Source organism: Alicyclobacillus dauci (assembly GCF_026651605.1).
Taxonomy (GTDB): Bacteria; Bacillota; Bacilli; order Alicyclobacillales; family Alicyclobacillaceae; genus Alicyclobacillus; species Alicyclobacillus dauci.
Map to the genome: position 1 here is coordinate 1,492,351 of NZ_CP104064.1, position 14,004 is coordinate 1,506,354.

General features: G+C 45.7%; 17 protein-coding genes and 1 pseudogene. 6 read left to right on the forward strand and 12 right to left on the reverse strand.

Annotated features, from left to right (window positions below):
• Window positions 1-1,011: 1,011 nt before the first annotated feature.
• The 3 genes from NZD86_RS07425 (at window position 1,012) to hmpA (ending at window position 2,850) form a co-directional block, all read left to right on the forward strand.
• Window positions 1,012-1,437, forward strand: a complete 426-nt coding sequence (locus NZD86_RS07425; RefSeq protein WP_268045874.1) for an Hsp20/alpha crystallin family protein — start codon at window positions 1,012-1,014, stop codon at window positions 1,435-1,437.
• 126 nt (window positions 1,438-1,563) lie between these two features.
• Window positions 1,564-1,785 carry a globin family protein gene (locus tag NZD86_RS24475; protein ID WP_326492643.1) on the forward strand — a complete coding sequence of 74 codons (222 nt, stop codon included), beginning with the start codon at window positions 1,564-1,566 and terminating at the stop codon, window positions 1,783-1,785.
• Between the two features lie 6 nt (window positions 1,786-1,791).
• Window positions 1,792-2,850 (forward strand): NO-inducible flavohemoprotein, encoded by a 1,059-nt coding sequence (gene hmpA, locus NZD86_RS07430; protein WP_326492664.1) that lies wholly within the window; start codon window positions 1,792-1,794, stop codon window positions 2,848-2,850.
• A gap of 185 nt (window positions 2,851-3,035) precedes the next feature.
• Here hmpA and NZD86_RS07435 read toward each other — a convergent pair whose 3' ends face one another.
• Both NZD86_RS07435 and NZD86_RS07440 read right to left on the reverse strand, forming a co-directional pair.
• Entirely contained in the window at window positions 3,036-3,308 is a 273-nt protein-coding gene (locus NZD86_RS07435; protein WP_268045875.1) for a hypothetical protein, read from the reverse strand.
• Window positions 3,309-3,600: 292 nt separating this feature from the next.
• On the reverse strand, window positions 3,601-4,059 hold the full coding sequence (locus tag NZD86_RS07440; RefSeq protein WP_268045876.1) for an MgtC/SapB family protein: 459 nt from the start codon (window positions 4,057-4,059) through the stop codon (window positions 3,601-3,603).
• Between the two features lie 379 nt (window positions 4,060-4,438).
• Here NZD86_RS07440 and NZD86_RS07445 point away from each other — a divergent pair, with 379 nt between their 5' ends.
• A complete protein-coding gene (locus NZD86_RS07445; RefSeq protein WP_268045877.1) occupies window positions 4,439-4,567 on the forward strand; it encodes a hypothetical protein in 129 nt (42 codons plus the stop codon).
• Window positions 4,568-5,133: 566 nt separating this feature from the next.
• On the opposite strand, the gene NZD86_RS07450 is transcribed toward NZD86_RS07445, so the two are convergent.
• The 3 genes from NZD86_RS07450 to NZD86_RS07460 all read right to left on the reverse strand — a co-directional run bounded on the left by NZD86_RS07450 (window position 5,134) and on the right by NZD86_RS07460 (window position 6,732).
• Window positions 5,134-5,514: a DUF2512 family protein gene (locus NZD86_RS07450; protein WP_268045878.1), complete on the reverse strand. Its 381-nt coding sequence runs from the start codon at window positions 5,512-5,514 to the stop codon at window positions 5,134-5,136.
• A gap of 156 nt (window positions 5,515-5,670) precedes the next feature.
• Window positions 5,671-6,342, reverse strand: a complete 672-nt coding sequence (locus NZD86_RS07455) for an SOS response-associated peptidase (protein ID WP_268045879.1) — start codon at window positions 6,340-6,342, stop codon at window positions 5,671-5,673.
• Window positions 6,343-6,423: 81 nt separating this feature from the next.
• On the reverse strand, window positions 6,424-6,732 hold the full coding sequence (locus NZD86_RS07460; RefSeq protein WP_268045880.1) for a hypothetical protein: 309 nt from the start codon (window positions 6,730-6,732) through the stop codon (window positions 6,424-6,426).
• Between the two features lie 488 nt (window positions 6,733-7,220).
• On the opposite strand from NZD86_RS07460, the gene NZD86_RS07465 reads away from it, so the two are divergent.
• Window positions 7,221-7,379: an aspartyl-phosphate phosphatase Spo0E family protein gene (locus tag NZD86_RS07465; protein WP_268045881.1), complete on the forward strand. Its 159-nt coding sequence runs from the start codon at window positions 7,221-7,223 to the stop codon at window positions 7,377-7,379.
• 475 nt (window positions 7,380-7,854) lie between these two features.
• Here NZD86_RS07465 and NZD86_RS07470 read toward each other — a convergent pair whose 3' ends face one another.
• The 3 genes from NZD86_RS07470 to NZD86_RS07480 form a co-directional block, all read right to left on the reverse strand.
• Window positions 7,855-8,673 (reverse strand): methyl-accepting chemotaxis protein, encoded by an 819-nt coding sequence (locus tag NZD86_RS07470; protein WP_268045882.1) that lies wholly within the window; start codon window positions 8,671-8,673, stop codon window positions 7,855-7,857.
• Between the two features lie 295 nt (window positions 8,674-8,968).
• The gene (locus NZD86_RS07475; protein WP_268045883.1) at window positions 8,969-9,613 is read right to left on the reverse strand and encodes an SDR family oxidoreductase; all 645 of its coding nucleotides are present in this window, start codon (window positions 9,611-9,613) and stop codon (window positions 8,969-8,971) included.
• 355 nt (window positions 9,614-9,968) lie between these two features.
• Window positions 9,969-10,163, reverse strand: coding sequence for a hypothetical protein (locus NZD86_RS07480; RefSeq protein ID WP_268045884.1), 195 nt, complete (start codon window positions 10,161-10,163; stop codon window positions 9,969-9,971).
• Between the two features lie 208 nt (window positions 10,164-10,371).
• On the opposite strand from NZD86_RS07480, the gene NZD86_RS07485 reads away from it, so the two are divergent.
• Window positions 10,372-11,583, forward strand: a complete 1,212-nt coding sequence (locus NZD86_RS07485; RefSeq protein ID WP_268045885.1) for a hypothetical protein — start codon at window positions 10,372-10,374, stop codon at window positions 11,581-11,583.
• A 43-nt stretch (window positions 11,584-11,626) separates the two neighbouring features.
• Here NZD86_RS07485 and NZD86_RS07490 read toward each other — a convergent pair whose 3' ends face one another.
• The 4 genes and pseudogenes from NZD86_RS07490 to NZD86_RS07505 form a co-directional block, all read right to left on the reverse strand.
• Window positions 11,627-12,109, reverse strand: a complete 483-nt coding sequence (locus NZD86_RS07490) for a riboflavin kinase (protein WP_268046816.1) — start codon at window positions 12,107-12,109, stop codon at window positions 11,627-11,629.
• Window positions 12,095-12,574, reverse strand: a pseudogene (locus tag NZD86_RS07495) (adenylyltransferase/cytidyltransferase family protein); the annotation flags it as partial. The gene NZD86_RS07490 and the pseudogene NZD86_RS07495, both read right to left, overlap by 15 nt.
• Before the next feature lie 102 nt (window positions 12,575-12,676).
• A complete protein-coding gene (locus tag NZD86_RS07500; protein ID WP_268045886.1) occupies window positions 12,677-13,111 on the reverse strand; it encodes a Fur family transcriptional regulator in 435 nt (144 codons plus the stop codon).
• A gap of 275 nt (window positions 13,112-13,386) precedes the next feature.
• On the reverse strand, window positions 13,387-13,926 hold the full coding sequence (locus NZD86_RS07505; RefSeq protein ID WP_326492644.1) for a peroxiredoxin: 540 nt from the start codon (window positions 13,924-13,926) through the stop codon (window positions 13,387-13,389).
• Between the last annotated feature and the right edge of the window lie 78 nt (window positions 13,927-14,004).

The following is a 14,004-nucleotide window of genomic DNA, read 5'->3' on the forward strand; positions in this document are numbered from 1 at the left end:
GCTTCCTGAATCCCACCTTTCCTTAAATCTTGGGGAATTATGGCGAGCGGCCTTCGACCGTTCATGTGTTTGATTATAATGACTGTATTTGAGATCCAGTTGGAGATGATTTGTAAATTGTGTGGAGGAAAGGCGTTGAATGGTGGTGATTATCGATGGATATAAAAAGGTCCTCGTACACCGGCAGTAACCGATGGCGAGGACAAGGGAATAGGGGGTAAAGGACTCAGGACCAATATAACATAAATGTTAATCCATTTGTTTCCGGAAGCGTGAATGCAGTATTCGTCATAAATTGCACCGGATCGACAGCATTTTCAGTTCATTGATTTGGTTTTAATAAGAAGTTTCCCCTTAGGGTCTGTTTTCGCAAATCCTTGCTGATAGCCTGCAATGTATTCTTCGACTGGTGGAATCTTCATACCACCGACGACGCCAACAACACACCAAGTGTTCTTTCAGCTTGCTGAACTCTGAAGAAAAAGTGATGGCCTTCCGAGCGGACGGCCTAAGTCTATTAGGAGGTTTGTTTGGCCGAACCACTATCACTTACGGTATTCACTAGGACTAACTTCGCTTTCCGGTTCCTGCAGACTGGGCATAGAGTTTTTTCCTCATAGGAGGCAACTTCGTACCCGCACTTTGAACATTGGTATTCGTAAATGGTCATTTTACTTCACACCTTTGTCATTGTGTCATTTTGGGAACATTATGTGCTTCTTCTCTCACGATAATATTGAATACGAAACAGAGGATTAGAAACTGTCCGTCTGCTGTCTAAGTAGATGGTTACACATGCCCGATATAAAAAAGGGGAACAGCTTTTCGAGCTGTTCCGTGACGGATTCATTGTTCGATCATGCACTCGTATAATCCCAGATACAGCTCAAAAAAATCTCAAAATCAAACTGTCGACCTAGACGATTCTAACGCTAGGTCCATGATCCAAATACATTATGACTGAGTTTAGGGGGAACTATATGGGGAAATATACATTTAGGAGGTCATGTTATGGCACTAACCCCGTACGACCCATTTAATATTTTCCGACGTGACTTTGGATCGCTCCCTCGTGTACTCGATCAGTGGTTTGATGAACACACAACGTCCCGTGTAAGAGTAGACGTACGAGAAACACAAAATGAAGTCATTGTAACAGCTGAGATACCCGGCCTAGAAAAGAAAGAAGACGTACAGATCACGATCCATGACAACCATTTGCATTTGAATGGGAAAATCGAACGAGTGAGCGAAAGTAACGATGAGAACATACACCGCTCAGAACGATACTACGGACAATTTTCCCGAACGATTCCTCTACCGAGGGACGTGGATGAGGACGGAGCGAGGGCATCTTATCGAAACGGCATTTTAGAGGTTAGGCTTCAAAAGACGCATACAGAGCACCATCGTCAAATTGACGTGGATTTTCACTGATTTGTACTACAGTTGTAGAATAACGAAACCGCGCCTTTTTTAGGGCGCGGTTTCGTTATTCAGTTGACGTTTCTCATCCGTCTTATCCCGAATTCATGTAAATCATGTGTATCTTTTTATCCAGATGTGAATGATATGACCGGGCACTTAAAGAAGGCCAGAATAAAAATGGTGGTGGTGACCGCTGTGCTTGATGAAAGAACAACTCAGACTGCTAAGTCGACAGCTCCGGTACTCAAAGAACACAGTCACGACATCGGTCGTCGATTTTACGAACTACTGTTTGCGAAGGTCTCGGAACTGAACAACATGTTTAATCAGACAAATCAGAGACGGGGACTACAGTAGGATGCACTGGCGTATGCGGTATACGAGGCCGGGGCGAACATCGAACACCTCGATGCCATAAAACCAATGGTTAGCCGCATAACTCAAAAACATCGAGCTTTAGGAGTGAAACCTGAACACTACCCGATTCTTGGAGAAACGTTGCTTGAGGCAGTAAAAGACGTTTTAGGCGAAGTTGCCACGGACGAAATTATCCAAGCATGGGGGCGCACTTATAACTATATAGCCGACATATTCATCAGTGCTGAGAAGGAATTGTACGATGCAGTCGAAAAGGAACCCGGCGGCTGGAGAGGGACACGAGCCTTTATCGTCGATAAAAAGGTTCACGAAAGCGCCGTGATCACATCGTTTTACCTGAAGCCCGAAGATGGTAAGCCTATCGCCTCATACGAAGCAGGACAATACATAACGATATGGCTAGACGTACCTGGAGAGCGGTACACGGATGTTCGTCACTACAGCTTGTCCGAGGCTCCTGGCAAGGACTTTTACCGCATCAGAGTCAAACGAGAAGAAGGGTTTGATGGGGCGCCATCAGGCATTGTGTCAACATATATTCACGACAAAATAGAAGAAGGCGACGTTATCAAAGTCAGTGCACCGGCTGGCGATTTTACAATCTACACGAAAGATTCTCCGTTAGTCCTCATAAGCGGTGGAGTCGGGATTACGCCGATGATCAGCATGCTCAATACCGTTGCTGAAACGCAACCTCGACGGCGTGTAACGTTTATTCATGCTACCGTCAATGGAAAGATGCATGCGATGAAAGAGCATGTTAGGGATTTGGCCGATCGCTATGAAAATGTGAGGTCGTTTGTGTGTTATTCGTCTCCTACAGATGAAGATCGGGCGTCAGGAAACTACGATAAGCAAGGACATTTGAATTTGGAATGGTTACAGTCCGTGATCGAGGATAAACGAACGGATTGCTACGTATGTGGTCCAATACCTTTTATGAAGACTGTTCTTCGTGCGCTTAGAGACATGGGGATCCCGGAGGACCGGACACACTATGAGTCCTTTAGCCCGGTCGGAATCCTCGACGATGAAGAAGCATAGAATGCACTGCTTGTTCACTCTGTAGCGGGGTCTACCCTACAACTTTACGACCGCCATGTCACCGAAGAAAGCACACGCTCCGGGTGTAAAACTGCCGTGATCGTCCGGGAGATAGAGTACGACACTCATTTTAAAAGCGGAACACATCGCCAAGTGCATAATTCTCTCGACGCAAACCACGTCAATTATGCACTTGCACTTTCTTCACTGCTCGATGTGTTCCGGGTTGTACTCTCCTGTTTTCTCCATATTGTGTCTACTCGACGAATAACAAAGAATACAATAACGATCCCCAGACTACCCCACAATGAGTTCACAAGGAATCCCAGTATAAACATGAAAATTGCAACAACCGATAAACCGACTAGATCCCATCTCTTTGTACGCGCATCACCAAACAAGCGTAACAACTGGCTGTAGAGAAAGAAGAAGTTCAAGAACACAGTAATAAATTGCATCAGCGTTCTCTCCACGAATATGTATGTGTGAATGATGTATCGTCACATCACACTAAACATAATAAACTTCTTTTCGATCAGATGCAGTTGTCGGTATTCGCACACCAGGCTCAGGAGTATAAATGGACGAATTGGTGAGTGTCATGAAGGCCGAGAATAAGTAATAGGGGGTGTCTTGGGTTCATGTCACTCAGGGTTTCATGCTCGATTAGAGATACTAGCCATACTAGATTGATGTGCGTACGATGGGAGCGGACCTACAATGGCGCCGCTCTTCCATAAACCAGGAAGTTCAGTCGTCACCATTGTCTTGTTCAATTTTATCTTTGGGTACTAAGCCGACTTTTTCTGCAAACGAATGTAATTGTATGGCAATACCCATGAGGATACCTGCTACTATAGCAATGTCGTAAAGGCCATATCCAAGTACCAGACCTACCGATGACGTCATCCATAAGTTAGCTGCAGTTGTTAGCCCGCGTTTAAAATTGTGTCGATCAGTCCAAATGACGCCCACTCCAAGAAACCCAATACCACTTACGACCTGAGCAGCTAACCGCATGGGATCTCTATATTGACCTTGGTTCAAGGTGGACAAGATCATGACTAAACATGAACCTAGACATACGAGTGTGTAGGTTCTAATGCCTGCCGTCTTGCCTTTTCTTGTTCTTTCTAAACCAATAATAAAACCGAAGATAAGTGCCGCAACCAGCCGTAGATAAAACTCAGGATGTAACAAGGTAAGCACAAGTATGTCCCTCCAATGGTTCTGTCCTTAATTTATTCGCACAGAGCGAATATCACAATGGCGGGAAGAAAAACAAAGGATGGGGTTACACAGACATATGAGGATATTTTATGAACGGAGGCGGTAGTGCATTCCCTGTCGTCTGTCGGAACACGTGAAACGTAAACTGCTAGCACAAGCATAAGTGAAACGTCATCGATGTGCTAAAGCGATGCTTGAACGAAGATCAACAGGAATGGCGGATATCACCTGTCAAGAGACACTTAGACGGAATTTGTATATGCGAAATATTTATTGAATGAAACGACAGGTGTCCGTTGAACACAACAAGGTACTCACGTACGCTACACAGTCTCACAAATTAGGAGGTTGGTACTGTATGGGAGCATTTGGTGGCTATACTCAATGGGCAGTCGTATTTCTAATTATTTTCGTATTGTTCTTCTTGCTCGTTCCAGCGTTTGGTGGCGGCTACGGTGGTGGCGCAGGACTTGGCGCCGCGTACTAAGTTTTAAGTGGGCAATTGTTAGGTCACACCCCGGTGTGGCCTTTTGTGTTTAAATGGCCACCTTAGATCTCACGAGCATAGGGATTGAGGATTGAGATCATAAAGACATTTTGGCGTCGAGGCTGGCTTGCAGGCAACGAAGCGATAAAGATTAATACCAACGCCATGGATCATTCGTCCATACGAAAGTCCCAACGCGTACGTAAGCTATCGATATATAAGGGGGTGACAGGATGGACGGTTGTTTTGGGGCATACACTCGATGGGCAGTCGTGTTCCTCATTATCTTCGTATTATTCATTTTGCTTGTTCCTTACGGCGGCGCTGGATACTGATTCCAGTGTTGCTATAAAGAACGTTTTTCTCCGATCGCGATTTTTCTTTAGAGCTTTCTCGTTTTTGGGGTTTCGATTTTTTGACGAAATCCGCGTGGTCATAACCCGCCTCGGCGGGTTTTTATTTTATCCGCGAGTTTAAGTCGAACCAAATGGGGTGCGGGGCAATGCAATCACGCCAAGTAGAAACTAGATGAACATGGTTTACACACCACTAAGAAGTGCCTATTTTTATCTCTCCTCTGCTTGATCGACTAACCTATTCGTTCGATTAATAAAGCGGTGTATGCCGGCTTCGAGCACAGTGATTACAGCTGAGCATATCAATGTAGGCAGAAACGATATACGTGGTCCATTCCAGAGAACAGGCACAAACCAAATCAATAGTGTATTAACCACGAAATCCACAGCGAGTGTTCTGCTGTTACCGAGAAACGGAAGCACGGTCATGTCTACGATAAGCCCGACTATGGCGATGATTAACGCGGTGGAAAAATAGCCCCAACCACCAAAGAACCATACACGATTTACCACGTGTGCAACCCAAAGTACTAACATTGTTGAAATCAGTTTGAATATAAAGTTGGTTACAGTTAAGGTCAATTTAGCCATATTTTCACTCCTCAACTGAAGCTTCTCCAAAGAAGTGGTCGTCATTCATCGTCAAGGTGTTTTTTTATTGTACAAGTTGGCCAGTTGCTTGATGTCAAAGCGCATGTTCGTGGATAAACGAATTTTCCCGTGTACACTGCTACACACATGGTGCATTCAAATGTCTATCTTCTGGACGCACTCGACCGTATCGCAGTGAACGTTTCCAACCATCTTGGATACTGGGTACAAGAGCATGTCGTTCTCAGAGTACGGCTTCAGGACAGCCAGCAGGTCGTCGATATTCGTCGCGTTCCGGTCCAACCAAAATCGTTCATCCTGTTTGTCGTGGAGGATTACCGGCATACGATCATGGATCGACTTTATGCGGATATTGGCCCGGCACGTGATGAGGGTGCACGTATTGATTTTGTCCCCCGACGCAGCGGCCCAGGTGTCGTAAAATCCGGCAAAAGCGAATACAGGTCGACTTTTAACTCTGATGTAGTGGGGTTGCTTCGTGTTCCGCTGCCACTCAAAGTATCCAGTTGCCGGAATAATGCACCGACGACGTTCCACGAGACGCTTGAAGACTCCATTCGTCTGCAATCCCTCGACCCGGGCATTGATCGGTTTTACCTTCGGGTGCTCTGCTTTCCACGCCTGCGGGATCAATCCCCATGACAAAGGGCCAATGCGACGTTTGTTGTCATGGTCCGCAATGACAGCAGGGATTCGCTGTGACGGTGCGATATTATAACGAGGTGGAATTGCATAATCGGAGTCCGTGATGCCAAAGTAAGCAAGTATTTGACTCCAGTCCTCAGTTAGGGTGAAACGGCCGCACATGCTTATCATCTCCGGATCACATCATATCAGAACGCACGTTCCCGTGGACGGTCCATTTATTTGAAGCATGCGGTACTGGTGCTAGGGACGTGTGAGGGATGTCTTATAATCGTCGCTGACAATGTGTGTTCTAAAGAGTCCGTTGTCAATAACTGTGAAGGAAACGGATGGATTCCCGTCTGCTTGAACACCCCACGCTGTTCCGCCTTCTGCATATTCTGTGTGCCCAAGTACTGTTACATCGATACCATCGTTGTGTTTCACATATTCCGCGATATCATACGCTCTTTCGGGGAGAGGTTCCTGGATGGATTTGCAGATCATCACCACTCCACAAAGTATGCCGAGCCCGGCCACTGGAATGAAAGGCGCTACTGTACGAAACTTCAATGAACAATACCCCCTGTCACTTCTATGTGGACTTAATGATTCCAATTTAACCTCGAAGCTGGATACCGTTAATAATACGTTTGTCGAACGATCACGGCTGAACAGTATCGCAAGTTTTTGCAATGTTCCTGGGTTGCCCTTGTAAACTTCATACCAATATCAGAGAGCGGCCAACCGGTCGCTTTCTGATATTGTCAGCTATATTGTAAACTTAGCAACTATCGCTTGAACCTCTTTAGCCATACTATCGAGCTGAAAAATAACTGGGTACATGATTTCAGGAGGACGCGAGATGTCTCCACAAAAACCGATACCCGAATGAAATATAAACTTCACTTAAATGCTGAATTGGGTTTTATGGATCAAATGGATTGGAAAGCGTTATCAAATTGAACAGTCTGTGTCGGACAAAACTCGCCAATTTACGACAGCATTCATGTGATATCGTTGTACGAGTGTTGAACTATAGCGACAGGGGATATCGCGAGATGGGAACGGCAGTAGACGTCAGCATTATTGAGGAACTACGGATTGCAATGATAACTATAGCTGAGAAGAAAGGGAGCCTTTGCGACCCAGAAGTGGTCGCAATCAGCCAACAGCTCGATGAATGGCTTGTCCTCGCTCAACAATGGGAGCATCATTGATTTTTGCATTGTGATCGCAAATTCCTATAGGTACGTCCTGTCCGTCAGGTAACCGTCGAAATCCTGTTCGGAACACGTTGTCGGCTTGATCAACATTATGGACAGCTCCACAGTGCAGACAATACATCACACTCATGTTCAATCACTCCTTTGTCCACATTATATTCGATTTATTCCAAGGGTTTCCGTCTGTTAATATGATAAATACAAAACTGAACTTGTTCGCCTCGCCCCGTATGAAACCGTACCCTTGACCTTGAATTTATGCTCAACCTTCACGGATATGTTACGGGCTGCAGATTGGAAAGAACAAGGACAGCTGATAAATATGGCTGTCCCTGCTACACGGTTGTCTTAACTTTGTACCTGTAACTAGTACCGTGGGTCCTAATACTGTTAAACGGTTATGTCAAGAAATTCAAGCGAATTGCGAATAATCCGCGACGCAGATGAGGCAAACCTTAGGGCGGCCCTTTTAAAACGCCTTGGCGAGTTCAAACAATTGCTCAGATAGTGCTTGTAATTCCTCAATGCTTGCCATTGCCTCTTGAGTGGCGGCAGCCTGCATTTGAACTGATTGGGCATTGTCCGCTATCTGCTTTTCCACCTCTTGGGCAGAGGATTTCATGGTACCGAGCCCTGATTCAATCTGTTCGATGGCTTTCTGTGTGCTGTCCGCAAGTTTTCGAATCTCCTTGGAAACAACAGAAAAGCCACGACCATAGTCACCTGCACGTGCAGCTTCGATAGACGCATTCAGCCCCAAAACCTTTGTCTGGCTCGATACATCTTGGATGAAGTCGATAATATGCGATGTGCTTTGCGTTTGCTCTGTTGATTGCCGAGCATTCCGGAGGATCGCTTCATGGGACTCGGAAATCTTCTGCGTTTCATCGGTAACATGTTTTATACTGGCGGAAATCTGTTTAAACGATTCAACGATGTTTTCAGCAATGTGTGAAATCTTATTTTGTTTGACCAAACTAGTAGCCATCCCAACTGCCCCAATAGGATTGCCGGAACCGTCTCGAATCGGAATGACCGTTGTGTGGAACGGGACACCTACAACCTCCTCTGGGATAAGGCCCGTTTGCTCTTTGTTTAGATGAACTGCCTCATAAAGACCGTCACCCGCTTGGAGCTTGTACCCAAGATGTCCGACGCTTATCGTTTTACCGGGTCTAAAAAATAGAATTTCTGACGTGTTGGCGATGGAGAACGCTGCATCCTGATTTTGTAGAAGACGGTCAATGATAGGAGCGACCTGAAGAAGGCATTCTAAGTTATTCATCATTTCACCTGACTATTCTGTAAACACCCCGATTATAGCCTAGCCCAACTGAAAAGGGTTGACATAGCCTGTCTAAGGCAGCCCTGCAGCTTCCAGTCACCACATTCTCACGGGGATTCCGTTTATGTCCTTGTTACCATATTAGACTTTATATCCTTAATTTTGGTCTCCAAATTTGTACTATTAATGACATTTGTCAGAACGTGCTTGTTCCACCTTCACGTACGCACTGCATCCCAGCGGGCATAGAGGTACGTGGAATTTTTGGATGGCTGCACGATTAGTGATGGCTTAAAGATTAAATCCTCGTTAACGCGATGGAGATAGGTGTATCACCAGATGTCAGATCAAAGGAACGACGAAATGTATGCTCTTCGTTGAGCGCAATCATGATGGTATATGCTACGTCTTCACGTGGTATCGACTTTCTGACTAAGTTCTCAGCAGCGGCAACTTTTCCGGTACCAGGTTCATTTAAAAGTCCACCTGGTCGAATGATGGTATACGTCAACTTACTTTGTTCGAGCATTTTATCCGCATAGTGCTTCCCAACGTAGTATGATTTGATTTCGGCGTTCCAATTTTCTCGCCTGTGTGCTTGGATTGCACTGACCATGATGAACCTGCGGATACCAAGTTGTTCAGCAGCTTCGACGGTTTTGACGGCACCGTCGAGATCGACCAAGAGAGTTTTGTCTGGTCCTGTCTGCCCGCCAGATCCCGCCGTAAAAACAACGGCATCGCAACCTTTTGCAGCTTGGGCTATCTCATCTACAGCTTCCTCCAGGCTTGCAACAACCGTCTCTACTCCTGATTTTTCAAAGAAGGCCACTTGTTCCTTTTTCCTGACCATAGCTCTGACTGTATGTTCCTCGCTGTCGTGAAGTAGGCGCACGAGTTGTCTCCCAATCTGCCCGTTTGCCCCTACTACAAAAACTTTCATAGTTGGTCTCCTTTCGCCAATGCTGTGTGGTCAGCAGTCGTGACTGATACTCCCTAATATTCTCATTAACTGCAGTGCCATACATCCCGTGATAACTAGCTCGCCTCGGTAAATGGATCGGCCCATTAAGCACAACGACCTGATGGTGTATCATATTTTTTCATTCCATATTCTTGCCGACATTTGCAGAGCACCTCGTTGAATTATGAAGTGAATGGACGAGGAGAATTTTGAGTCGGCAACTAAAACGGCCCACCGTGGTTCGCATCATTGAGAGGCGTGGTGAGCCATGCTGGGTTATCGTAAACGAATTACTCTCGACTTCGATATATTGGTTTATAGCTGACTTGGGTGTCTACTTCAGACGTGTGATTTTCGCTGGTTTTCTTGGTGGATTTGGTGGATTGTTGTTGCCTAAAGCGGCTTCCATGTCCTCAGTTACCTGTTTCAATTCTCGGTAACAGTCCTCCATCGAAACAGAAGAATCCCATATTACATCACGTTGACCGTCTTCATAGACGATAATACTTGCTACATATCGAACGCCCACTGCATATCCTCCTCTGTAACTGACAAAATACTTCTTCCATTATCTTAGCTTGAAGCGCGGTAAACTTAAACTCCGGTGTACCACCGGTGGCGGTTTTTTTGTGTGTGCCTTTTCCTGAAAGGCAATGGCTAAATTTTTTGTTCGCTGGTGTGAGCAGACAACGAGGGAACTCGTCTGTAATGAAGAGGAGTTCAGCTGCGTCTAGTTCATGAAAGGACGTGGCGAAATGACAATCCAATTGGGAACAGTCTCTGTATTTTGTTTATTGCTTGGGTTAACAGGGTGTGGAAATGTGACAGCCCCTGTTGATTCATCAAATCATACTGAGCAGACAGTTGATACGATCTGCAACACAACCACGTCGACAACACCTCAGCCAAACACGAACCCGACTCCCAAGATCATCGTGAATCCCAACAAGCCTCAATTGAATCTTACTGATTCTATTTACATGATTTCTCAAAGCACGGGATGGGATTTTACTTCCGCACAAGGAAATATCTTCGGTACGGACGGCATTTTACGGACTGATGACGGTGGGAAATCATGGACAAATATAACACCTTTGCAATTAGCGACCAAGCAAAATACTTATGCAGGTGGGGAAGCGGTCGGTGTAAGCAATGCTTGGGTCGTGTCTGCGAATACTCGGTACACATCTGTCTTCAAGACATCTGACGGAGGGAAGACGTGGACTTGTACCAACCTTCCCAAAGCTTATTTATTAGCCTGGATGAGTTTCATAAATGCGCAAACAGGATGGTTGTTAGCCTCTCCCGGACCTGCAGCAGGGCAAGAACCGAGTGACCTCTACTACACATCCAACGGTGGGATAACATGGAGCGAGGTCGCGACCACGCAAAGCGACAGCCTTCCATTAGATGATGGTAAAACGGGTATTTCGTTTGCAGACGCTAAAACGGGTTGGCTTACGATTGATAACGGATTGCATCCGGGCAAAGTCACATTGTATGTAACTCATGATGGAGGACATTCATGGTTGCCACAAGACGTATCGGTTCCTACTCAAGTGAGAAATCAATATGCCCATCCGTTGCCGCCTTCGTTCTCCTCACCGACAAGCGGTATCTTGCCTATTGTTTTTGACGGTGGAAAAGGATCTGTATTTTACTTCACCTCTAATGGGGGAAACACTTGGACATGCTCTAGTGTTGTGCCGTTACATAGGGTTTCCAATCTAGTTTCCGTGAGTAATGAAGCTGTCTGGGTTACGGATGGACATTCGATATTTGTGACGGGGAATGGAGGGGGAGTATGGCGACAATGGACTCCATTTCTCTCTAAAAACGCTGGAATTATTGCCTTATCCGCTCGCAGAAATGAAACGTCAACTGTCGTCTATACATTACAAAACGGGAAAGTAACACAACATGATTTAAACATGACCATGATGCGCTGACGACAATGCGAGCAACCCGGGTGCGCTGCCGAAACTTTTGGGGTTAGGTTGTTGTCAATCCAAACCTATCCCTCGCTATTGATTCATCTAGGTGCATCTGAGCAATCAATGCATCTACCCCTGAAAATTTAATTTCATCGCGTGCCCGGCGAATGAACGATACAGATAGGTCCTTTCCATACAAGTCACCGTCAAAGTCGAGCAAGTATGCCTCAATTTCGTAGGATTTCCCGTTTACAGTAGGGCGATATCCCACGCTAATCAGTGTATACCAAAACGTGTTTCCTTCTAACGGGGAGCTATGAATCTCGGCAATTCCCTCGTAAACTCCAGGGGCTGGTAACGCGAATTCGTCTAAACCACCAAGATTAGCAGTTGGGAACCCCAGTTGATGTCCTACACCCGCACCATGTATAACTGGCCCAGTTATAGTGTAAGGACGTCCGAGGAGAGCTTGCGCAGCTTCGACTCGCCCCGTTTTTACATGGTTACGAATATCTGAGCTACTGACTTTACGGTTGTTTATATTTAACGTCGGCACCACAGTCACCGGCACACCGATCTGCTGACAAAGGTCGATCGACTCTCGTGTAGTGGAATGAGCACCTTTTCCGAAGTTAAATCCATCCCCGACTACAACGCGTTCCAAGTTGAGAGCGGCAAGATGCTCGAGAACGAATGTCTCGGGGGAAATCTGTGCGTATTCCTTCGTAAAGTTGACTTCATACAGTCGGGTGACTCCATATTGTTCGAGCAATCGCCGTTGTTCTCGCAGAGGTGTAAGTGCGTATTGAAAATCAGGGTTATGATTTAATGCCCAGAGCGGATGCGGTCAGAAGCTCATGATTGCAAGTTGCGCTTTACCCACATATTCCTTAGCCGTCCGAATAATAGCTTGATGTCCAACGTGAACTCCATCGAACTTTCCTATACACAACACTAACTTTTCGGAGCTCCGGGGTGGTGCATAGGTAACGTCTACAATTTCCATTATTATCTCTCCGTTTAATCTCTGGTACTGTAAACTAACATATAATCATGAACCGTACACTCGTACAGATTTGACAAACAGCACCGCTGCCACCGGGTGAGCCTAGGAGTTTCCCTGGACGCTTAAGCAGTCGTTACATAGTCCTGTTACTTCAATGTGCATGTCTTCTATTTGAAATTTCTCCTCTTCAGCAATGTGCGCTAAATTGGGAGTTGAGGGCAAAAAAAAGTCGATTAGCTTGCCGCAGCTTTTACATACAAAATGGTGATGAGGCGAGGTGTTCGCATCGAAGAGGCTGGCGCCGTCTCCGAACTTGATCTCCCGAATGATCCCCGCCTCACTTAAATTTTTTAACGTATTGTAGACGGTGGATACGCTGAGATTCGGTAAGATACTTTGCATAGAGCGATATATTTCGTCCGCAGTCATGTGCCCACGACAAGCAAAGATATGTCGCAGGATTGCATCACGTTGCGGTGTTACGCGTAACCCAGCACTCTTTAATATCTCCGGTACATTCAACTCATGTACATTCATTAAATAACCTCCGACTAACAACTGAAGCGTTTGGAAACATCATGGCATATAATACTCTTTCCTTATCGTCATCTTCTTAACGTGGCATATGTGGATGGCGATGGTCCGCCAACCTTGCTCATTTTTCCTGGCTTTATAGTAGGCTTTCCGTTTGCATTTATCCACTCTGTTGTCACCATTGAGTGCGGGTAATGATGTTCCAAGTCTCATCGGCATAGTTATTTTTTCATGTTATCGTTGTTATCGGGGGCAGGTAATCCTGCCCCCGACGTAGTTCAAACCTCAAGTAGCTTCTGACCCGGCTTCCAGTTTGCGGGGCAAAGTCCACCGGCCTGCAGTGCCTCGAGCACCCGCAAGGTTTCATCTACGCTTCGGCCGATATTCATGTCGTGAACTACCTGATACCTTAAAATCCCTTCAGGGTCGATGATGAACAAACCACGCAGTGCGGTTCCTTCCTCTTCGACCAACACATCATAGCTCCGTGCAACTGTCTTGGTGAAGTCGGCTGCCAACGGGTAATCCAAACCACCAAGCCCATTTTCCGTCTTGGGTGTATTAATCCACGCTTTGTGGCTATGTACGCTGTCCGTACTTGCACCCAAAACTTCAGCGTCGAGATCCTTAAATTCCTGCAGTCGATCGTTCATTGCGATAATCTCGGTTGGGCAAACAAATGTAAAGTCAGCTGGGTAAAAGAAGAATACCAACCACTTGCCTTTGTAATCAGATAGCTTCACGTGTTCGTCCAAGGTTTCCATGTTTTTCGTGGACAACATGTCAAAGTCAGGGGCAGCTTTTCCTACTAACGGCATATAGATTTCCTCCATAATTTCAATCTAAGTTAATAATAATTATTAACTAATAATCATTATATTGTTCTATTGGCTTTT